The organism is Actinoallomurus sp. NPDC052308, from assembly GCF_040679195.1.
Lineage (GTDB): Bacteria > Actinomycetota > Actinomycetes > Streptosporangiales > Streptosporangiaceae > Actinoallomurus > Actinoallomurus liliacearum.
Genome location: NZ_JBFAUM010000015.1, coordinates 55,294 through 75,499, shown reverse-complemented (window position 1 = coordinate 75,499; position 20,206 = coordinate 55,294). Strand labels below are relative to the sequence as shown.

Genomic DNA, 20,206 nt, shown 5'->3' with positions numbered 1-20,206 from the left:
CCCCCGCTCCCGATACCGAGAGCGGGGGCCTTCGCTCACCTGTCCGCCGGCTCGACCCGTACCGCAGGCGTCACCTGCTCCACGGGCTCCACCTGTTCTGCGAGCTCCATCTGCTCCACGGGCTCTACCTGCTCCGAGGGCTCCGCCTGTTCTGCTGGCTCGGCCTGCTCCGTCGGCTCGGCCCGCTCCGCCGGGGCGCGCATGAGCGCCGCGCCACCGCCCGCCGCGACGACCAGCCCGGCCGCGAGCCCGAACGCGAGCCCCGCGGCGTGCAGCGACGCGGCGTGCAGCGACGCGGCGCCGGACGCACCGCCCGCTCGGGCGCCGGTCGCCAGGGAGCGGAAGAAGACGGTGCCGAGGAGCGCGATACCGAGGGTGCCGCCGAACTGCTGCACGGCGTTGAGCAGACCGGCGGCCGACCCGATCTCGTGCGGGCGTACCCGCGTGAGGGCGGCGGTGAAGAACGGGACCGTGAACAGCCCGTTCCCGACGCCGCAGAGCGCGAGCGCCCCCGGCAGGAACGTCGGGTACGCCCCGGACCGCGCGGCGGCGTAGGCGCCGATGGCCGACACGAGCCCGGCGAGCATGACGGCCAGCCCGACGAACATCATGCGCGCCCCGAACCGGGGCACCAGGCGCGTCCCCGACACCCAGGAGGAGACCGCCATGCCGCAGGACCACGGCAGCAGCGTGAGCCCGGCGGTGAGGACGTCCTCGCCCAGGCCGACCTGCACCTGGACTACGACGATCAGCATCAGCCCGTTCATCACCGCGAAGAACAACGTCGACGTCACGAGCGCCGCGGGAAAGCCCCGGTCGCGAAAGAGGCTCGGCTCGACCAGCGGCCGGCGGCCGCGCCGAGCGCCGTACCACTGCTGGAACCCGAACAGCACCAGGACCACGACGCCGGCCGCCAGGGCGAGCCGGCCGCCGGCCGGCAGACCCCCGGTGCCGCCCTGGATCAGCGGGTAGACGATCAGCCCGGCGCCGGCGATCGCCAGCACGGTGCCGGGCAGGTCGAGACGCGGTGACGCCGCCGCCCTGTCCGCACGCAGCAGAGGAACCATCGCGAGCACCGCCACCGCGAGCGGGACGTTCACGAGGAACACCGCGCGCCACGAGGAGCCGAACAGGTCGGCGTGCGTGAGCACCGCGCCCAGCACCGGCCCGCAGATCGCCGCCAGCCCCATGACCGGCCCGATGCTCCCCATCGCCCTGGCCAGTTCGGCGCCGTCGAACATGGCGCGGATCAGTCCGATCGTCTGCGGGATGATCAACGCCGCGGCCGCCCCCTGGACCGCCCGCGCGGCGATCAGCGCGGCGGCGCCGGGCACCAGCGCGCAGCACAGGGACGCCAGCGTGAAAGCCGCCACCCCGACCGCGAACACGCGTCTGCGCCCGGCCATGTCACCCAGCCGGCCGCCCGTGATCAGCAGCACCGCGAACGGCAGCGTGTACGCGGCGCTGAACCACTGGATGTCGGAATCGGCACCGCCCAGGTCGGCGTGGATGACCGGCGCGGCGACCTGCACGATCGTGGCGTCCAGCAGATTCATCGCCTCGGCGGTGAGCAGGGCGACCAGTGCGGCCCATCGCCACCGGTACGCCGGCCCCGCGGCCACCCCGTCACGTGACTCCATCGCTTCTTTCCCTTCAGTCGACCCGATGCCGCGGGCCAGCGTGCGGCGAAGGACGTGAGTCGTTCCATCCACGGTCTGAAATCGGCGACTAATTTCCATCAACGTGCGCCTGGGTGCAGGATTCGACCATGCTCGACGACCTCGACCGCAGTGTCATCCACGCCCTGCACATCGACGGGCGGGCGCCGTTCAGCCGGATCGCCGACGTCCTCGGCGTGTCCACCCAGACCGTCGCGCGCCGCTACCGGCGGCTGCGCGCGGAGGCGGGACTGCGGGTCGTCGGCCTGGCGGAGCCGGGCCAGGCCGGGCAGACCCAGTGGATGGTCCGGCTCACCACCACGCCGTCCACCACCCAGGCCCTCGCGCGTTCCCTCGCCCGGCGGCCGGACACCTCGTGGGTCAAGCTCGTCTCGGGCGGGACGGAGATCTTCACGATCGTGCACGCGCCGCACGGCGTGGAGGTCTCCCGCGCGCTGCTGCTGCGCGACATCCCCCGGCGGGCCGGCATCACCGCCGTCTCCGCGCACTGCCTGCTGCACAGCTACCTGGGCGGCCCCACCGCATGGCGCGGCACCACCCAGGCGCTCAGCGACCGGCAGCAGGCCCTGCTCCACCCGGACGCCGCCGTCCCCGGCGCCGCCCGCCCGACTGGAGCGCCCGACACCGCCTCGCCCTCCGCGCAGGCCGGGGAGCCCCTTCCCGCTCCACGCCGCTCGCCGGCCGTCTCGGCCGGGCGCCGCTCATGGGCACGCGCCGACCAGGCCCTCCTGGACGCGCTGCGGCACGACGGCCGCGCCTCGTACGGCGACCTGGCCGGGGCGACAGGCTGGTCCCAGGCCACCGTGGCGCGCCGCCTCACCGACCTCCGCTCCCGGGGGGTGATCTTCTTCGACGTCGAAATCGATCCCGTGCTCCTGGGCGCGACGACCCAGGCCCTGCTGTGGATGGCCGTCGCGCCGGCGCGCCTGGACCACGTCGCGACGATCCTCGCCGGCCACCGGGAACTCGCCGTGGTCGCCGCCACGACCGGCCCCACCAACCTGCTCGCGCAGGCGCTCTGCGCGGACCCCGCCGAGCTGCACCACTACCTCACGCGGCGACTCGGCGCCCTCGACGGGATCCACATGCTCGAGACCGCCCCGATCCTCCACACCATCAAGGCCGCGGGATCGCTCGGCCCCGCCGCACGCCTACGATCGGAGGCATGAGCCCGCCCCTCTTCCTCAGCGACCCCGCACGCCTCGAGTCCGACCGGATCCTCCTCGACGGGCCCGAGGGACGCCACGCGGCGGCCGTACGCCGGCTGCGGCCGGGGGAGCGGGTCGACCTCGCCGACGGCGTGGGCGGTCTCGTCGAGTGCGTCGTCACCTCCGCCGAGCGGGACAGCCTGCACCTCGAGGCCCGCGCACGCCGGCGCGTCCCCCGCCCGGATCCCCGGATCGTGGTGGTGCAGGCCCTGCCCAAGGGCGACCGGGGCGAGCTGGCGGTCGAGACGATGACCGAGGTGGGCGTCGACGTCATCGTGCCCTGGACGGCCGCCCGCTGTGTCACCCAGTGGCGCGGCGAACGTCGCGCCAAGGCGCTCGCCCGGTGGCGCGGCGCCGCGCGCGAGGCGGCCAAGCAGAGCCGGCGCGCCTGGCTGCCCGAGGTGACCGAACCGGCCGACACGGCGACGGCCGCCGAGCGCGTCCGCGGCGCCGCGCTCGCCGTCATCCTGCACGAGGAGGCCGACCGGCCGCTCAGTCGCGTCGACGTCCCGGCCACCGGCGACATCGTCGTCGTCGTGGGCCCGGAGGGCGGCCTCGCCGACGATGAGGTCGCCGCGTTCGAGGCCGCGGGCGGCGTCACGACGCTCCTCGGCCCCACCGTCCTGCGCACCTCCACCGCGGGGGTGGCCGCGGCCGCCGTGCTCCTCAGCCGCGGCGGCCGCTGGTAATCCTCAGCTCACGGGGACGACTGGGCCGACGGCTGCTGCGCGCCGTTGGTCGGCGTGTCGGTCGTCGGCACCTGCGTCGGCGTCGCCGGAGGCGGCGGAGACGCCGCCTGGGTCGGCGGCGCGGACGTGGCCGTGTCCGGGCCGCATGTGACATGCGGGGAAGGAGCCGGGCTCGCCGTCTGGTCGTCGGCCGAACCGGCCGGCGGCCTGATCGGGTCCTCGCCCGGCGGGCACTTGTGCCCCGGGATGACGTGAGCGCCGGACGGGCCGGTCCTGGACGGCGACGGGTGCGGCAGCGCGCCCACGTCCGGACGGGACGGATTCACCGGCGGCCAGGCGGTCACCACCTTCTGCCCCCCGGCCGCCGACGTGCCGTCGTCGCGCCGGTCCGCGGGGCTGAAGTGTCCCGTCTGCACGAACGTCTTCAGCGCCGGCGTCGTCGACACGGCGACCCCGGTGATCACGACCGCGGCGGCCACGGCCGCCAGCGGCCGCAGCCACGGGATCGTGAACCACGCGCCGAAGCGTCGCTCCTGCTTCTTCGCTATCTTGCCGCGGATCTGCTCAAGCCCCTCTGGAGAGGGCGTGACCGCTTCCGCTTCCGCGTGCAAGACACGGCGCAGACGCTCGCCGTACTCGTCGAAGGGTTCGGTCATTAAAGCTGCTCCAGAACGCTGCGTAGCGCGGCCATCCCGCGCGCGGTGTGGCTCTTGACGGCTCCCCGGCTGATCCCCATGGTGTTGGCGATCTCCGCCTCTGACAGATCACCGTAGTAGCGCAGCACCAGGGCCTCGCGTTGCCGGGTCGGCAGCCCCCCCAGGGCCTTGACCACGGCCGAACGCTCGAGCTCGACGATCGCGCCGTTCTCAGCGCTCGGCGCGTCCGGCAGGCCCTTGGGAGCATACTTCTCGACGACCGCCCGGTGCCGCAGTACGGATCGTGACCGGTTGACCACCGACTGCCGGAGGTAGGAGAGGGCTTTCTCCGGATCGCGCAGCCGCCGCCAGGCCCCGTGCATGGCGACGAACGCGTCCTGCACCACTTCCTCCGCCGTCGCCAGGTCGCGCACGAGGAGTGCGCTGAGGCGTACGAGGGAACGGTAATGAGCGCTGTAAAGCGCGGTAACCGCCTGGTCGGCGTCCCACGCGACGGTCACAGCGCCCGTCGTTCCTCTGGCCACGAGGGTCTCGGTCACATCAGTAGGACGCGTGCCCTCGCCGGGAGGTTTACGAAAGGGCATTCCTCGTCTCGCCTTATCCGCCCGTCAGTGCCGTCGTCGGCTGTCGTCTCGATTGGACGAACGCCTTGACTCGGCAGGTTCGTGCGAACGTCACCCGGCCTCGGATTTACCGAAGGATCCGGCGCTGGGGGTTCGCGTGAAGGTAACGATAACCAGACAAGGGAGTGCCTTGGCCATAGTTACACGCCGGAGGTCGTAACGATTCGCGGACGGCCGTGACGCCCCGTGGCGCGATAACATGCGCTGATCCTTGGCGAAGGAGAGTGCATTGACGGAACAGGACTGTTTGTTCTGCAAGATCGTGTCCGGGGAGGTGCCCGCGGACGTCGTTCGGGAGACGGATCGGACGATCGCGTTCCGGGACATCAATCCGCAGGCGCCGACGCATGTGCTCGTCATCCCGCGCGACCACCATCCGACCGCGGCGGCGCTCGCCGCCGAGGACGGGGACCTTCTCGCGGAGGTCGTCCGCGCGGCGCACGAGGTCGCGGTCGCCGAAGGCATCGAGGAGACCGGGTACCGCGTGGTGTTCAACACCGGCCCCGGGGCGGGACAGACCGTGTTCCACGTGCATGCGCACGTGCTCGGCGGCCGTGGTCTGGGCTGGCCGCCGGGATGAGCGGGCGTCCCCGCGCGGTCGGAAATTGAGTGGCCTGGGCCGGTACCATGGGTGATACGCAGCCGAAGACCCGACGTGACCGGAAGGTAGGGGCGAAAAGGCCGCAAGGCCGCGCTATGGCCGAATCAACTCATACCGGGGCTGCGCCCGACGGCGCACCCACGCAGATCAAGATCGTGATCCCCGACGATCACTCGATGGTCGCCCTCCTCGGCTCCCGCGACGAACTCCTGGAGGTCGTGGAGCGAGCCTTCGACAGCGACGTCCACGTCCGCGGCAACGAGATCACGATCACCGGTCGGCCGGAAGAGACCGACCTCGCCGCCAAGCTCTTCGAGGAACTGCTCGACCTGCTCCGGACCGGTACCCCCATCACGCCCGACGCGATCGAACGCAGCATCGCCATGCTGCGCGCCGAGACGTCCGAGCGACCGGCCGAGGTCCTCACCCTCGACATCCTGTCGTCGCGGGGTCGCACCATCCGGCCCAAGACGCTGAACCAGAAGCACTACGTCGACGCGATCGACAAGCACACGATCGTGTTCGGCATCGGGCCGGCGGGCACCGGCAAGACCTACCTGGCCATGGCCAAGGCCGTGAAGGCACTCCAGGCCAAGCAGGTCAACCGCATCATCCTGACCCGCCCGGCCGTCGAGGCCGGCGAGCGGCTGGGCTTCCTGCCGGGCACCCTCTACGAGAAGATCGACCCGTACCTGCGCCCGCTGTACGACGCGCTGCACGACATGGTCGATCCCGACTCCATCCCCCGCCTCATGGCCGCCGGCACCATCGAGGTCGCCCCTTTGGCCTATATGCGCGGAAGAACCCTTAATGACTCTTTCATCATCCTCGACGAGGCGCAGAACACCTCGCCGGAGCAGATGAAGATGTTCCTGACCCGGCTCGGGTTCGGGTCGAAGGTCGTCGTCACCGGCGACGTCACCCAGGTCGACCTGCCCTCCGGGCAGCAGAGCGGACTGCGGGTCGTCCAGGACATCCTCGAGGGGCTCGACGACATCAGCTTCTGCACGTTGACCAGCAAGGACGTCGTACGGCACAAGCTGGTGAGCGCCATCGTCGACGCGTACAGCCGGTACGACGCACAGCCTGACCAGATCAAGCAGGGCGCGTCCGGTCGCGGCCCGCGCAAGCAACGGGGGCGCTAGACCGGTGAGCATCGAGGTTCTGAACGAGTCCGGCTCGGAGGCCGACGAGACGGCGCTGTCGGCACTGGCCGCGCACGTGCTGGAGAAACTGCGGGTCCATCCGCTCGCCGAGCTGTCGATCGTCCTCGTCGACGAGGACGCGATGAGCGAGCTGCACAAGAAGTGGATGGGCGAACCGGGCCCGACCGACGTGCTGTCCTTCCCGATGGACGAGCTGCGGCCGGGCCACGTGTCCGGGGGCACGGAGGACGCGCCGCCGGACCCCGCCCTGCTCGGCGACGTCGTGCTGTGCCCGACCGTGGCGGTACGACAGGCCAAGAAGGCCGGTCACAGCGCCGAGGACGAACTGCACCTGCTGTGCACCCACGGCATTCTGCACCTGCTCGGCTACGACCACGCCGAGCCCGAAGAGCACAAGGAGATGTTCGGCCTGCAGGCCGAGCTGCTCGCCTCATGGCGTGCGGCGCGTGCCCGGCCCTCATCATGACCGCCGTTCAGGGTTGGCTGATCGTCGGTGCCGTCGTGCTGGTGGCGGTGGCCGGTCTGTTCGCGGGCGCCGAGACGGCGCTCGCCCGGATCTCCCGGATCCGGGTGGAAGAGCTGGGACGCGAGGAGCGGCGGGGCAGCCGGCAGCTCGCCGAGGTCGTCGCCGACCCGCCGCGCTACCTCAATCTCCTGCTGTTGCTGCGGGTGAGCTGTGAGCTGGCCGCGACGGTCCTCGTCGCGGACCTGTGCATCACCTGGCTGGAGGCGAACTGGCGCGCGTATCTCACCGCCGCGGCCGTGATGATCGTCGTCAGCTACATCGCGATCGGCGTCACGCCGCGGACGCTCGGCCGTCAGCACGTCGACCAGGTCGCGCTGGTCGGCGCGGCGGTGATCCATCCGCTGGCGCGCGTGCTGGGGCCGCTGCCGCGGCTGCTGATCCTGCTGGGCAACGCGCTGACTCCCGGGCGCGGCTTCCGCGAGGGGCCGTTCGCGTCCGAGGCCGAGCTGCGGGATCTGGTCGACCTCGCCGAGCAGCGGCAGCTCATCGAGCCGGACGAGCGGCAGATGATCCACTCGGTGTTCGAGCTGGGTGACACGCTCGTGCGCGAGGTGATGGTGCCGCGGACCGACATCGTCTTCATCGAGCACGACAAGACGCTGCGGCAGGCGCTGTCGCTCGCACTGCGCAGCGGGTTCTCCCGGATCCCGGTGGTCGGCGAGAACGAGGACGACGTGGTCGGCATCGCCTATCTGAAGGACATCGTCCGCCGCAGCCACGAGTTCCGCGAGGGCGAGTCGGTGGAGAAGGTCGAGTCGATCATGCGGCCGGCGACGTACGTCCCGGACAGCAAGCCGATCGACGAGCTGCTCCGCGAGATGCAGGCCCGGCAGATCCACTGCGCCATCGTCATCGACGAGTACGGCGGGACGGCCGGGCTGGTCACGATCGAGGACATCCTCGAGGAGATCGTCGGGGAGATAACCGACGAGTACGACCAGGAGCTGCCCCGGGTCGAGGAGCTGCCGGACGGCTCCGCGCGGGTGACCGCGCGGCTTCCGGTGGAGGACCTCGCGGACCTGTTCGACGTGGAGATCGAGGTCGACGAGGTCGAGACCGTCGGCGGTCTGCTGGCGCACGCGCTCGGCCGGGTGCCGATCGCCGGGTCGCAGGCGACGGTGGCGGGGCTGCGGCTGACCGCCGAGAGCCTGGCGGGCCGGCGCAACCGCATCGGCACGGTCCTGGTGGAGCGGATCCCGACCAAGGATCCCGCCGCCGAGGAGGAGCGCGAGAACGCCGAGGCCTAGAGCCTGTCCGGTGGACCTTGCGGCAGTACGGGAACCAGGCTGATCACTGCCCGATAGCGGCGGGTTCGTCACCCCGGCCGGTGCCGCACGCATCCCTCGCCGTCACAGATCGACCAGCACGTGATCCACCGGACACGCCCGAGCCTCGGCGGGCGGGCGGCGGCAAGTACGCTGGGGCGCGTGAGCGAGCTCGATCCGGAAGACGCGAAGATCATCACTTTGGCCCGGTCCACGCGGGCCCGTGCGGGCTCGGCGGAGGGCGCCGCCGTCCGGGACGAGACCGGCCGTACGTACGCCGCCGCGACGGTGGAACTGCCCTCGCTGAAGCTGACGGCCCTGCAGGTGGCCGTGGCGATGGCCGTGTCCAGCGGGGCGGAGAGCCTGGAGGCGGCCGCGGTCGTCACCGAGGATGGCACCCCCGACGTCACGGCCGTCCGTGACCTCGCCGCCAAGGCGCCGGTGCTCGTCGCGGGCCTGGACGGCGCCGTACGAGCGGTCCTGACGGACTGATCGCCGTACGTGCTGTCGGAGCGCGTCGCGGGATACGGGACAATCGACGGTGTGACCTCGCCCCAGACGCCGACCGGCACGCGCTTTAAATCAGGGTTCGCCTGCTTCATCGGGCGTCCCAACGTGGGCAAGTCAACGCTGATGAACGCCCTCGTGGGAACGAAAGTGGCGATCACCAGCAACAAGCCGCAGACGACGCGCCGGGCGATCCGCGGCATCGTGCACCGGCCCGACGCCCAGCTCGTCATCGTCGACACGCCTGGGTTGCACAAGCCCCGTACGCTGCTCGGCGAGCGGCTGGACAGCCTGGTCCGCTCCACGTTGAGCGAGGTCGACGTCATCGGCTTCTGCATCCCGGCGAACGAACCGGTCGGGCCGGGCGACCGGTTCATCGCGGCGGAGCTCGCCCAGGTGAAGCGGACCCCGGTCGTCGCGATCGTGACCAAGACCGACCTCGCCGACCGGAGCCAGGTCGCCGAGCAACTGCTGAAGGTCTCCCGCCTGGGCGAGTGGGCCGACGTCGTGCCGTGTTCGGCCGAGTCGGGCTACCAGCTCGACGTGGTCAGCGACCTTCTCGCCGCCCGGCTGCCCGAGGGGCCGCCGCTGTATCCCGAAGGCGAGTTGACCGACGAGCCGGAGCAGATCCTCGTCGCGGAGCTCATCCGGGAGGCGGCGCTGGAGGGCGTACGCGAGGAGCTCCCGCACTCGATCGCCGTGGTCGTCGAGGAGATCCGACCGCGCGAGGACCGCGACGACCTGATCGACGTGCAGGCCTGGCTCTACGTCGAACGCCCCAGCCAGAAGGGCATCGTCATCGGGCCGAAGGGCGCTCGCCTCAAGGAGGTCGGCACCCGCGCCCGCAAGCAGATCGAGGCGCTCCTCGGCACGCGGGTCTACCTCGACCTGCGGATCAAGGTGGCGAAGGACTGGCAGCGTGATCCGAAACAGCTCCGCCGTCTCGGCTTCTACGACTGATCGCGGCGCGCCGTCTCGGCCGCGACGACCGGGCTCCGTACGAGAGTGCGGCCGTCGGAACCGGCCTCAGCGCGGCACCGCGGCCGCTACGACCGGTCTCCGGGCGACGAGGCAGCCGCTGAGACCCCCGCCTGCGCGCGACGGGGCGGCCGGCCGTTACGAGCGGGCCGGCTGAGTGCCGCGTGCGAGCGCGGCCAGGCCGAGGGCCAGCACCGCCACCGAGGCGAGGACGGCGACCCAGAATCCCCAGGTGATCGACTCCGTCACGGATCCGTCCCCGAGGGTCATCCCGCGATGGAACAACGCCAGCAGGCTCAGCGCCCCCGGGATCGCCGCGTAGGGGACGAACCGCTCGTGCACGGCGCGGCCGGCGAGGGCCAGGCCGAGCGCGACCGTGCCGGCCAGCACGATGATGTCCCCGTACGGTGCCGCCAGTCCGTACGTGGTGTGTCCCTGGGATTCCGACACCCCCACGAAGATGGCCCGTCCGAGGTCGGGAGTGCGCCAGGTCGTCCACGGCAGGAAGACCGACAGGAGCAGCAGCGCGGCCGCCCCGATCACCAGCGCGCCGAGGTACTCGCCGAGGCTCCTGTGGGGCGCGGCTTCCGGAGACTCGGGCGTGGGCGGGACCTGAGGCGGTGTGAACCAGGCCTGGGGCGGTCTCGGGAGGGTCGTGCCGTCGGGAGCCGAGGTGGGGTCCGGGGCGGCGGCACGCACCCTTTCGGCCTCGGATCGCGGCGGCGGGACGGCGCCGCCGTCGGGCAGGGGATCGTCACCAGGCGGGGTCGTCATGCCGCGGCAGCCTAACGTCCGGAGGCCGGGCGGGCCGGGAATTCGGGCAACTTCGCCGTCCGTGGGGAGGGAAGTCAGCCCCGGCCGCTCTGCCGGAGGGGACGACGGGCTGGATATTCTCCGATATCAGGTTGATACAGGAGGAGGCCGCCCGTGTTGCTGATCTTCGGGTTCGCCGTTTTCTTCCGGACGGTGGGTCATGGTGACTTTCACTGCCCGCGCTGTGGAGGCGATCGGCGCTACCGGCGCCGGGTGGCCCGTCGGTGGTTCACGCTGTTCTTCCTGCCGGTGATCCCGCTGACCAAGGCCGGTGAGGTCGTCGAGTGCACCGCCTGCCGGGGCCGCTTCGGCCTCGGCGCCCTCCGCCTGCCGACGGCTCAGCAGATGGAGGCGGTCCTGCCCCTGGCCATGCGCGCCGCCGCGGTGCTGGTCCTGTCCGCCGGCGACCGTTACGACACGGACGCGCGGAGCCGCGCGGTCGAGGCGGTCCGCGGATACGGCGCGGCCGACTTCGACGACGACGCGCTCCAGGCCGCCATCGACGAGCCGCCGAGCGACGCGGAAGAGGTGATCGCCACCGCCGGGGCGCAGCTCACCGCCGAGGCCCGGGAGTGGTTCCTGGCGCAGGCGGTCCGCATCGCCCTGGCCGACGGGGCGCTCAGCGACATCGAGCGCCAGGCGCTCCGCCTGGTCGCCGGCCGGTTGGGTCTCACGCCGGCGCACGCGTTCGGCGTGATCGCCACCACGGAGGGGGCCGCGCGCGAGTGAGCGCGGCCCGACCGGCAGGATCGTGGGGCCGTGTGCGCGTGAGCGCGGTCTGTCCGACCGAGGGACCGCGCGCGTCGGCGCGGCCGCGACAGCGCAGTGACCGGAAAGGCGTCTCCGACACGGGGATCGCCGTGACATGGCAGGAGCCGTCCGTGGAACCCGAGAAGCGCACCGCCCTGGTTCGGCGGCCGAGCCCGCGCCTGGCCGACGGGCTCGTGACCCACATCGACCGGACCCCGGTGGACGCCGGGTTGGCGGCGCGGCAGCACGAGGCGTACGTCGAGGCCCTGCGGGCGGCGGGCTGGCAGGTGCGCGAGCTTCCGGCGGCCGACGACCTCCCGGACGCCGTGTTCGTCGAGGACGCCGTCGTCGTCTGCGACGGCCTCGCCCTGCTCGCCCGGCCCGGAGCGGCGGAGCGCCGCGCGGAGGTGGCCTCCGTGGAGCGGGTGGTCACGGAGCTGGGGCTCGAGGTCGCCCGGATCGACGGCGAGGCCACGCTGGACGGCGGTGACGTGCTGCAGGTCGGGACGACCGTCTACGTGGGCCGCTCGGGCCGTACCAACGAGGACGCCATCTGCCTGGCGGCCCGGATCCTCGGCGCCCGTGGCCGGCATGTCGTCCCGGTCCAGGTGGAGGGCTGTCTGCACCTGAAGACGGCGATGACGGCCCTGCCGGACGGCACGCTCATCGGGAACCCCGAGTGGGTGGACACCTCGGTCCTGCCCGGCCTTCGCGTGGCGCCGGAGCCCTCAGGCGCGCACGTGGTCGTCCTGGGGGAGAAGCGGGTCCTCATCGCCGCGTCCGCGCCGCGTACGGCGGACCAGCTACGGGACGAGGGGTACGAGGTCTCCGTCGTGGACATCAGCGAGTTCGAGAAGATGGAGGGCTGCGTCACCTGCCTGTCCGTCCTCGTCCCCTGACCGGAGGCGACCACCGCGGCGGACTTCCGCCGCCCGGCCGCGGGTCCACGGCCGTGGACCGACGTGTCGACGGGGAAACACCTCGGTCGTCTCACTGAATGGGACCGATTGGGACGATGCGGATGCGATCTGTTACCTTGTTCGACGTGCTGTGCGAGCTGCTCCTCCTTAGCGGCCGCGGCGGGGGCCTGTAACAGGTCGGCTCCCTCGCCGCGGGGCTTCGACGTGACCGTCGGCCGCAGGCACCTGTCTCGGGAGCATCCCTTTCCATGAATCCTCGTATCAAGCAACAGCCCAGTCCCATGCCCTTCGGCCGGTACGCCCCATTCGAACCGGTCGATCTGCCGGACCGCACCTGGCCGAGCAAGACGATCACGAAGGCCCCACGGTGGCTGTCCACCGACCTGCGTGACGGGAACCAGGCGCTCATCGACCCGATGAGCCCCGCGCGCAAGCTGGCCATGTTCGAGCTGCTGGTCCGTATGGGCTACAAGGAGATCGAGGTCGGCTTCCCGTCGGCCAGCCAGACGGACTTCGACTTCGTCCGCCAGCTGATCGAAGAGGACCGGATCCCCGCCGACGTGCAGATCTCCGTCCTCACCCAGGCGCGCGAGGAGCTGATCGAGCGTACGGCCCAGGCGCTGGCCGGTTCGCCCCGCGCGACGATCCACCTGTACAACGCGACCGCGCCGCTGTTCCGGCGCGTGGTCTTCGGCATCGACCGGGACGACTGCAAGGCGCTGGCCGTACAGGGCACCCAGCACGTGATGAAGTACGCCGAGAAGTACCTCGGCGACTGCGACTTCGGCTACGAGTACAGCCCGGAGATCTTCATCGACACCGAGCTGGAGTTCGCGCTCGAGGTCTGCGAAGCGGTCATGGACGTCTGGGAGCCGGGGCCCGACCGCGAGATCATCCTGAACCTGCCGTCCACGATCGAGCGGTCCACGCCGAACGTCTACGCCGACCAGATCGAGTGGATGAGCCGCAACCTGTCCCGCCGCGAGCACATCGCGCTGTCGGTGCACCCGCACAACGACCGCGGCACCGGCGTGGCCTCCGCCGAGCTGGCGATGCTGGCCGGTGCCGACCGCGTCGAGGGCTGCCTGTTCGGCAACGGCGAGCGTACGGGCAACGTCTGCCTGGTGACGCTGGGCATGAACCTCTTCTCCCAGGGCGTCGACCCGCAGATCGACTTCTCCGACATCGACGAGATCCGCCGTACCGTCGAGTACTGCAACCAGATCCCCGTACACGAGCGTCACCCGTACGCCGGCGACCTCGTCTACACCTCCTTCTCCGGCTCCCACCAGGACGCGATCAAGAAGGGCTTCGACGCCCTACAGCGCGACGCGGCGGCCGCCGGTGTTCCGGTGGACGAGTTCCGCTGGGCGCTGCCGTACCTCCCGATCGACCCGAAGGACGTCGGCCGGTCGTACGAAGCGGTCATCAGGGTCAACAGCCAGTCCGGCAAGGGCGGCGTGGCCTACATCATGAAGACCGAGCACTCCCTCGACCTGCCGCGCAAGCTGCAGATCGACTTCTCCCGTGTCGTCCAGGAGCACACCGACGGCGAGGGCGGCGAGGTGACGCCCGAGCAGATGTGGGAGATCTTCGAGGGGGAGTTCCTGACGAACGGCCCGCGGGTCGGCCTGCTGGCCCACCGTGCCAGTTCCCGCGTCGACGAGAAGGACGTCCTCAACGTCGACCTGCGCATCAACGGTGAGATCCGCGAGATCGAGGGCATCGGCAACGGCCCGATCTCCGCGTTCATCGACGCGCTCGCCGCGGTCGGCGTCCAGGCGCGGGTGCTTGACTACACCGAGCACGCCCTGTCGGCCGGCAGCGACGCGAAGGCGGCGGCGTACGTCGAGTGCCAGGTCGGCGACGAGGTGCTGTGGGGCGTCGGGATCGACGGCAACACGGTGACCGCCTCGCTCAAGGCGGTGCTGTCCGCCGTCAACCGCGCGGGTCGCTGACCTCTCTGTAGAAAGACGTGCCGTTCGGCCCCTCGAACCCTGGGGGCCGAGCGGCCCGGCCGAGTCGCGCCCTCACAAAGGGCGATCAACGGCCGTGGGCCAGGACGTAGTCGACGAGTTCCCGGAGCGGTCCGCACAGGTCCGTCTCCGCGATCGGTACGCAGTGGTCGTCCACCTCGACCTCGTACACGAACCGGTCGGCGGCCGGGGTGGGCTCCGGCACGTCATCGAGGTCGATCTCGTCGACCAGCCTGGCCACCGTCGGATGGTCCGCCGAGTCGATCTCGGCACGGCGGACCATTCCGGCGAATCCTCCGCTGCGGGTGACGGCCACCTTCACGCGATCTCCACGCCCACGGTCGTCCACGCCTGACGTACGGCGTCGCTCTCCGCGCCCTTCACGCCGAAGAGCCTGCCCGCGCATTCGGCCGTCATGCGGGCGAACGTCGCGAAATCCGCGTCCTTCGGCAGGTGACCACCGGTGAGCGTCTCGTACCAGATCCGCCCGGCCTTCTCCCAGGCGTGACCGCCGATCGCGGCCGCGGCGAGGTAGAACGCGCGGTTGGGGATCCCGGAGTTGATGTGCACGCCGCCGTTGTCGCGGGTCGTCTGCACGAAGTGCGCCATATCGGCGGGCTGCGGGTCCTTGCCGAGGTTCGGGTCGTCGTACGCGGTGCCGGGGGCCTTCATCGAGCGCAGCGCGACGCCGTGCACCCCGGCGGCGAACATGCCCTGGCCGATCAGCCAGTCGGCCTGGTCGGTGGTCTGGCCGAGGTGGTACTGCTTCACGAGCGAGCCGAAGACGTCCGACAGCGACTCGTTCAGGGCGCCGCTCTGCCCCGTGTAGTCCAGGCCGCCGGAGTACTGCGTGACGCCGTGGGTGAGCTCGTGCCCGGTGACGTCGAGCGGTCCGGTGAAGGTTGTGAAGATCCGCCGGTCGCCGTCGCCGTAGACCATCTGGGAGCCGTCCCAGAAGGCGTTGTCGTAGTCGACGGCGTAGTGCACGCTCGCGACGAGCGGCAGCCCGGCGCCGTCGATCGAGTCGCGGCCGTACGCGCTGCGGTAGAAGTCGAAGGTGACGCCGAGCCAGTCGTAGATCTCGTCGGCGGATCGGTCGCCGGTCGCCGGGGCGCCCTCGGAGCGGACCGTCCTGCCGGGCAGCCGGTCGTGGTGCCCGGCGTCGTGGATCGTCCGCTTCGCGACCGCGGGTCCGGTCGTCGGCTCGGCGGAGGCGATCAGCTGCGCGGCCGCGCGCGCGTCACGCTCCCCGCTGTCGATGACGAGCGTCCGCTGCGCGGACTCGCGCAGCCGCTCGTCACGGTGGTTCTCGGCGATGTGGTCCAGGACGTGTGGGGGGACGATTGCGCATCTCATGGAGCCACGCTCCCACGCGACTGCCCTCCCCACCACGCATTACCCGGGCCGCATCCGGTCACGGACCGTCAAAGGCCGATTCCGCAGTGGAACTATCGGCGCTTCCTCACCAATCGCCCCCGTAGTCACCGTCGTAGTCGACGACGTCCTCGTGGACGACGTGCTCGATGACCTCGACGTGCTCGTGCTCGTCATCGTCGAGCAACTCGTTGACGACCATGCCGCCGACGAACCCGGCCGCGCCCGCGGCGGCGACACTGCCGATACCGAACTGCCGCCCATGGTGGTGCTCGTGCTGGTAGTCCGGGTAGTAACCCGGCTGCTGGTAACCCTGCTGCGGGTACCCGTGCTGGTATCCCGGTTGCGGATAGCCGCTCTGCGCCTGAAGGAACTCGATCCAGCGCTGCGCGCACGCCGCACAGCAGCGTACGGGGCGCGGCGCCCCCCACTGCGGCGTCCAGGTGATCTCCTGGGTGGCCATGCCGTGTGAGGCGTCGAAGAAACAGGTCAACGTTTTCTCCTGAGACGTCGGCTAGTACGAGGGTGATGATCGGATCGTCAGGTCAACGACCTTGGACGGTAGCGGGTTCCTGCCGGTTCCACCCGGCGCCTGCGGGACAATGGACGGGTGAGTCTCTATCGTGACGAAGGCGTCGTCCTCCGCACCCAGAAACTGGGCGAGGCGGACCGCATCGTGACGATCCTTACCCGTCGGAGCGGACGGGTACGCGCCGCCGCCAAGGGCATCCGCAAGACCAAGTCGCGGTTCGGCGCCCGCCTGGAGCCGTTCACGCACGTGGACCTGCAGTTGTACGAGCGCCGCTCCCTCGATCTCATCACGCAGGCCGAGACGCTGCGCCCGTACGGCGAGCGCCTCGTCTTCGACTACCCGCGCTACACGGCCGGCACGGCGATGCTGGAGACCGCCGAGAAGCTGACCCCGATCGAGAAGGAACCGGCACTACGGCAGTTCCTGCTCGTCATCGGCGGGCTGCGGACCCTCGTGGAGGGCGGCCACGATCCCCGTCTCGTCCTCGACGCCTATTTCCTGCGCTCGCTGGCCATCGCGGGCTACGCGCCGGCGCTGGAGGAGTGCGCGCGCTGCGGCGAGCGCACCGGCCGGGCGTTCGCGATCGCGGCCGGCGGTATGGTGTGCGGATCCTGCCGTCCGCCCGGGTCCGCCAGTCCCGCCGAGGCGACGGTCGGCCTGATGATCGCTCTGCTGCGCGGCGACTGGGAGCGCGCGGACGGCAGCGAGCCGAGGCATCGGGTGGAGTGCAGCGGCCTCGTCGCGGCCTACCTCCAGTGGCATCTGGAGCACGGGATCCGCTCCCTCAAGCACGTGGAGCGTGAGAGGCCGGGTGCGACCATCGCGCACGAGCGCGAGGTGCCGGACGAGCGGGCGGCGTTGTTCCACGGCACGATGCCGAACACGACCAATGAGTGAGGAGAACACCGGACCATGAGGGGCGTACAGCCGCCGGACCCGCACAAGAGCGGCGCACGGCCGCCCGCGATCCCCAAGGATCTCATTCCCCGGCACGTCGCCGTCGTCATGGACGGCAACGGGCGGTGGGCGAAGGAACGCGGCCTGCCGCGCACCGAGGGCCACAAGATGGGGGAGTACTCCCTCTTCGACGTGATCATGGGGGCGATCGAGCTCGGCGTGCCGTACCTGTCGGCGTACGCGTTCTCGACGGAGAACTGGCGGCGGTCGCCGGAGGAGGTGCGCTTCCTCATGGGCTTCAACCGTGACGTCATCCGCCGCCGCCGCGACCAGTTGAACGCCATGGGCGTCCGCGTACGCTGGGCCGGCCGTCGCCCGAAGCTGTGGCGCAGCGTCATCAAGGAGCTTGAGGACGCCGAGCGGATGACCGAGCGGAACAGCGTCCTCACCCTGCAGTTCTGCGTGAACTACGGCGGCCGTGCCGAGATCGCGGACGCCGCCGCGGCCATCGCCCGTGACGTCCAGGCCGGCAGGCTGCGCCCCGAGAAGATCAACGAGAAGGTCTTCGCGCGGTACCTGTACCGGCCGGAGATCCCGGACGTCGACCTCTTCCTGCGCCCGTCGGGCGAGCAGCGCAGCTCCAACTTCCTGGTGTGGCAGGCGGCGTACGCCGAGTTCGTCTACCAGGACGTGCTGTGGCCGGACTTCGACCGCCGCCACTTCTGGCAGGCCTGCGAACAGTACGCCCGCCGCGACCGCCGCTTCGGCGGCGCGATCCCGAACGAGGTCACAGAGGCCGAGATCGGCGCCGACGACGAGGAACCCGCCTCCATCCGCTGAGCATTCCGGCGGCGCCTCCTCGCTCCCCGCGGCGAAGCCGTCCGGTCACCCTCGGCGAGAGACCCGGCACACCACACATCCACCGAGAAGCGGCCCCTCCGCGAGGGGCCGCTCCGTTGCGGTGAGGCGTCAGGGCCGCTCCGTTCCGGTGAGGCGTCTGCCTTACCGGTTGTTCCTGCGCTCCTGCACGGCCGTGTCGACGCGCTCGATGACCTTCTTCGTCGTGATGCCCGCGGCGGCGCCGAGCACCACCGCGGCGCCCGCGTCACCGGTGCTCCGGTACACGCTGATCGTGGTGGCCGCGTTGGCCGCAGCCCCCGTGGCCTGCTTCGCGTTCTCCTTGGTCTGATTCTTCATGAGAACCTTCTCTGGGCTGTGCTGTGCCCCGCGTCAGCGGGACGGCTCGGCTCTCTTGACCGAGTTGACACGTACTGTTGGGAACCGGCGGCGTTCGGCAACCGCGACTTCACACATTCGGCGACTAATCGGTTACTCCGGCAGGCAGTTCTTGCCGGATCGACAGAAAAGCGGCCCCTCTGCGCGGACGGCTCGGTCCCATGACCGAGTTGGTGAGGACTGTGCGGTACACGGCTGACCGGGCAACCACGGCGTCAGGTCGTCGGTCGGTGTCTCGTTATTCCGGACCTTTCCTGCCCTGAGCCCAGAACGGTCCGGTGAGTACGTCGTGGCGCGTAGGTCACGTCTCGGCCGGGCGGTGCCAGAACGCCACCACGAACGAGGCGACCAGCACGACGAGCGCGATCACCCGGTATCCGGCGGCCATGGCGTCGGTGAAGGCCGACATCACCCGCGCGTGCGCGTCCGGGCCGGTGCCGGCGAGCGCCTGCCCGATCGTGCGCGCGTGCCCGCCCGCCGGGAGTCCCGCGGCGAACCGGGTGCTGAGGATCGTGCCCAGCACGGCCACCCCGAGGGCGCTGCCCACCTCGCGCGCGGCCCCGTTCAGGCCGGACCCGAGACCGGCGCGCGACGGTGGGAGGGCGCCAATCACGGAGGTGGACAGCGCCGGAGTGCTCAGCCCCATGCCGACCGACATCAGCACGAGGTAGGCGGCGTACAGCGCGTACGGAGTGTGGGGACCGGCGGTCGACAGCAGGCCCAGACCGCCGGCGATGGCCAGCATCCCGGTCAGCACGACGCGCCGGCCGCCGAACCGGGCCGCCAGCGCGACGCTGCGCCGCGAGACGACCATCATGCCGAGGGCGAGCGGGCCGATGGCCACGCCGGTCAGCAACGGCGAGAAGCCCTTCACGTACTGCAGGTACTGGGCGTTGACGAAAAAGAGCGCGAACAGTCCGAAGAACGTGACCGTGATGCCGACGACCCCGGAGCGCAGCCGCGCGACTCGGAAGATCCGGGGATCCACGAGCGGGTGCGGGGCGCGCAGCGCGTACGCGGTGAAGAGGCCGAACACCAGCGCCGAGGCGGCGAACGCGCCGAGCACCGGCCCGGAGGACCAGCCGCGTTCCGGGCCTTCGATGATGCCGTACAGCAGGGCGACGAACGCCAGGATCAGCAGGGCACAGCCGATGAGGTCGAGGTCGGCGGGATGCCGCTCGGACCGGGGTGCGATCCGCGCGGACAGCGCCAGCAGGACGAGCATGACCGGCGCGACCGCCCAGAACAGCCCCTGCCAGGGGAGGTACTGCAGGATGAGGCCGCCGCCGACGTTCCCGACGATCCCGGCGATGCCGGTCGCGGCCGTCCACGTGGCGATCGCCTGCGCCTTGAGTCGGGGCGGGAAGGCCTGGACGGTCAGCGACAGCGTCGCGGGCATGATGAGGGCGGCGCCGAGTCCGGTGACGGCCCGTCCGGCGATCAGCGCGCCGACGTTCGGGGCGAGTGCGGACGCGACGCAGCCGGCCGCGAAGACGGCGAGGCCGCCGAGCAGCGCACCCCGGCGGCCGTACCGGTCGCCGAACGCGCCGGCCGGGATCAGCAGGCAGGCGAACACGATCACGTACGCGTCGACGATCCAGAGCAGCTGCGCGGACGAAGGACGCAGGGAACTCGCGGACAGTTTCGGGATGGCCAGGTTGATGGCGGCCACCAGCGCGACGGTCATCGTGGCGCAGGCGGCCATCAGGGCCAGGATGAGGGTACGGCGCGGGTGGCCCTGGTCCGGCGGCGCGGACACGGGGGTCTGAACGGTCATAAGACGAACCTCGAGTCGGTGAAGGACGGGAGG

22 protein-coding genes are annotated in these 20,206 nt (G+C 71.1%); 13 read left to right on the top strand and 9 right to left on the bottom strand.

Annotated elements, in window-relative coordinates:
* Positions 1 to 35: 35 nt before the first annotated feature.
* On the bottom strand, positions 36 to 1,640 hold the full coding sequence (locus AB0L00_RS29105) for an MFS transporter (RefSeq protein WP_364440272.1): 1,605 nt from the start codon (positions 1,638 to 1,640) through the stop codon (positions 36 to 38).
* A 128-nt stretch (positions 1,641 to 1,768) separates the two neighbouring features.
* On the opposite strand from AB0L00_RS29105, the gene AB0L00_RS29100 reads away from it, so the two are divergent.
* Both AB0L00_RS29100 and AB0L00_RS29095 read left to right on the top strand, forming a co-directional pair.
* A complete protein-coding gene (locus AB0L00_RS29100) occupies positions 1,769 to 2,848 on the top strand; it encodes an Lrp/AsnC family transcriptional regulator (protein ID WP_364440271.1) in 1,080 nt (359 codons plus the stop codon).
* Positions 2,845 to 3,576, top strand: a complete 732-nt coding sequence (locus tag AB0L00_RS29095; RefSeq protein WP_364440270.1) for a 16S rRNA (uracil(1498)-N(3))-methyltransferase — start codon at positions 2,845 to 2,847, stop codon at positions 3,574 to 3,576. Before AB0L00_RS29100 ends, AB0L00_RS29095 begins: the two co-directional genes overlap by 4 nt.
* Positions 3,577 to 3,584: 8 nt before the next feature.
* On the opposite strand, the gene AB0L00_RS29090 is transcribed toward AB0L00_RS29095, so the two are convergent.
* On the bottom strand, positions 3,585 to 4,232 hold the full coding sequence (locus AB0L00_RS29090; protein WP_364440269.1) for a hypothetical protein: 648 nt from the start codon (positions 4,230 to 4,232) through the stop codon (positions 3,585 to 3,587).
* Complete coding sequence (locus tag AB0L00_RS29085; RefSeq protein ID WP_345362235.1) at positions 4,232 to 4,771, bottom strand: SigE family RNA polymerase sigma factor; 540 nt, start codon at positions 4,769 to 4,771, stop codon at positions 4,232 to 4,234. The genes AB0L00_RS29090 and AB0L00_RS29085 overlap by 1 nt, the downstream gene beginning before the upstream one ends.
* Before the next feature lie 313 nt (positions 4,772 to 5,084).
* On the opposite strand from AB0L00_RS29085, the gene AB0L00_RS29080 reads away from it, so the two are divergent.
* From AB0L00_RS29080 to era, 6 genes are all read left to right on the top strand, one after another.
* Complete coding sequence (locus tag AB0L00_RS29080; RefSeq protein WP_345362238.1) at positions 5,085 to 5,435, top strand: histidine triad nucleotide-binding protein; 351 nt, start codon at positions 5,085 to 5,087, stop codon at positions 5,433 to 5,435.
* A 116-nt stretch (positions 5,436 to 5,551) separates the two neighbouring features.
* Positions 5,552 to 6,601 carry a PhoH family protein gene (locus tag AB0L00_RS29075; RefSeq protein WP_364440268.1) on the top strand — a complete coding sequence of 350 codons (1,050 nt, stop codon included), beginning with the start codon at positions 5,552 to 5,554 and terminating at the stop codon, positions 6,599 to 6,601.
* Between the two features lie 4 nt (positions 6,602 to 6,605).
* Positions 6,606 to 7,088 carry an rRNA maturation RNase YbeY gene (gene ybeY, locus AB0L00_RS29070; RefSeq protein WP_364440267.1) on the top strand — a complete coding sequence of 161 codons (483 nt, stop codon included), beginning with the start codon at positions 6,606 to 6,608 and terminating at the stop codon, positions 7,086 to 7,088.
* Positions 7,085 to 8,395, top strand: a complete 1,311-nt coding sequence (locus tag AB0L00_RS29065; RefSeq protein WP_364440266.1) for a hemolysin family protein — start codon at positions 7,085 to 7,087, stop codon at positions 8,393 to 8,395. Before ybeY ends, AB0L00_RS29065 begins: the two co-directional genes overlap by 4 nt.
* A 180-nt stretch (positions 8,396 to 8,575) precedes the next feature.
* Positions 8,576 to 8,905 carry a cytidine deaminase gene (locus AB0L00_RS29060; protein WP_364440265.1) on the top strand — a complete coding sequence of 110 codons (330 nt, stop codon included), beginning with the start codon at positions 8,576 to 8,578 and terminating at the stop codon, positions 8,903 to 8,905.
* Between the two features lie 42 nt (positions 8,906 to 8,947).
* Complete coding sequence (era, locus tag AB0L00_RS29055; protein WP_364440379.1) at positions 8,948 to 9,880, top strand: GTPase Era; 933 nt, start codon at positions 8,948 to 8,950, stop codon at positions 9,878 to 9,880.
* 156 nt (positions 9,881 to 10,036) lie between these two features.
* On the opposite strand, the gene AB0L00_RS29050 is transcribed toward era, so the two are convergent.
* A complete protein-coding gene (locus AB0L00_RS29050; protein WP_364440264.1) occupies positions 10,037 to 10,672 on the bottom strand; it encodes a hypothetical protein in 636 nt (211 codons plus the stop codon).
* Between the two features lie 153 nt (positions 10,673 to 10,825).
* On the opposite strand from AB0L00_RS29050, the gene AB0L00_RS29045 reads away from it, so the two are divergent.
* From AB0L00_RS29045 to leuA, 3 genes are all read left to right on the top strand, one after another.
* A complete protein-coding gene (locus AB0L00_RS29045; protein ID WP_364440263.1) occupies positions 10,826 to 11,440 on the top strand; it encodes a zinc-ribbon domain-containing protein in 615 nt (204 codons plus the stop codon).
* A gap of 152 nt (positions 11,441 to 11,592) precedes the next feature.
* Positions 11,593 to 12,360 (top strand): dimethylargininase, encoded by a 768-nt coding sequence (ddaH, locus tag AB0L00_RS29040; protein ID WP_364440262.1) that lies wholly within the window; start codon positions 11,593 to 11,595, stop codon positions 12,358 to 12,360.
* 269 nt (positions 12,361 to 12,629) lie between these two features.
* Positions 12,630 to 14,339: a 2-isopropylmalate synthase gene (gene leuA / locus AB0L00_RS29035; protein ID WP_364440261.1), complete on the top strand. Its 1,710-nt coding sequence runs from the start codon at positions 12,630 to 12,632 to the stop codon at positions 14,337 to 14,339.
* An 85-nt stretch (positions 14,340 to 14,424) separates the two neighbouring features.
* Here the strand turns inward: leuA and AB0L00_RS29030 are convergent, their stop codons facing one another.
* From AB0L00_RS29030 to AB0L00_RS29020, 3 genes are all read right to left on the bottom strand, one after another.
* Positions 14,425 to 14,679 (bottom strand): protealysin inhibitor emfourin, encoded by a 255-nt coding sequence (locus tag AB0L00_RS29030; protein ID WP_364440260.1) that lies wholly within the window; start codon positions 14,677 to 14,679, stop codon positions 14,425 to 14,427.
* On the bottom strand, positions 14,676 to 15,713 hold the full coding sequence (locus tag AB0L00_RS29025; protein WP_364440259.1) for a M4 family metallopeptidase: 1,038 nt from the start codon (positions 15,711 to 15,713) through the stop codon (positions 14,676 to 14,678). The genes AB0L00_RS29030 and AB0L00_RS29025 overlap by 4 nt, the downstream gene beginning before the upstream one ends.
* A 106-nt stretch (positions 15,714 to 15,819) precedes the next feature.
* Positions 15,820 to 16,224, bottom strand: coding sequence for a hypothetical protein (locus AB0L00_RS29020; protein ID WP_364440258.1), 405 nt, complete (start codon positions 16,222 to 16,224; stop codon positions 15,820 to 15,822).
* Between the two features lie 117 nt (positions 16,225 to 16,341).
* Here AB0L00_RS29020 and recO point away from each other — a divergent pair, with 117 nt between their 5' ends.
* Both recO and AB0L00_RS29010 read left to right on the top strand, forming a co-directional pair.
* Positions 16,342 to 17,160: a DNA repair protein RecO gene (gene recO, locus AB0L00_RS29015; RefSeq protein WP_364440257.1), complete on the top strand. Its 819-nt coding sequence runs from the start codon at positions 16,342 to 16,344 to the stop codon at positions 17,158 to 17,160.
* Positions 17,161 to 17,175: 15 nt separating this feature from the next.
* The gene (locus AB0L00_RS29010; RefSeq protein ID WP_364440256.1) at positions 17,176 to 18,000 is read left to right on the top strand and encodes an isoprenyl transferase; all 825 of its coding nucleotides are present in this window, start codon (positions 17,176 to 17,178) and stop codon (positions 17,998 to 18,000) included.
* Between the two features lie 162 nt (positions 18,001 to 18,162).
* Here AB0L00_RS29010 and AB0L00_RS29005 read toward each other — a convergent pair whose 3' ends face one another.
* Together AB0L00_RS29005 and AB0L00_RS29000 are read right to left on the bottom strand one after the other, a co-directional pair.
* Positions 18,163 to 18,357, bottom strand: coding sequence for a hypothetical protein (locus AB0L00_RS29005; protein ID WP_364440255.1), 195 nt, complete (start codon positions 18,355 to 18,357; stop codon positions 18,163 to 18,165).
* 340 nt (positions 18,358 to 18,697) lie between these two features.
* Positions 18,698 to 20,173, bottom strand: a complete 1,476-nt coding sequence (locus AB0L00_RS29000; RefSeq protein WP_364440254.1) for an MFS transporter — start codon at positions 20,171 to 20,173, stop codon at positions 18,698 to 18,700.
* Positions 20,174 to 20,206: the final 33 nt, after the last annotated feature.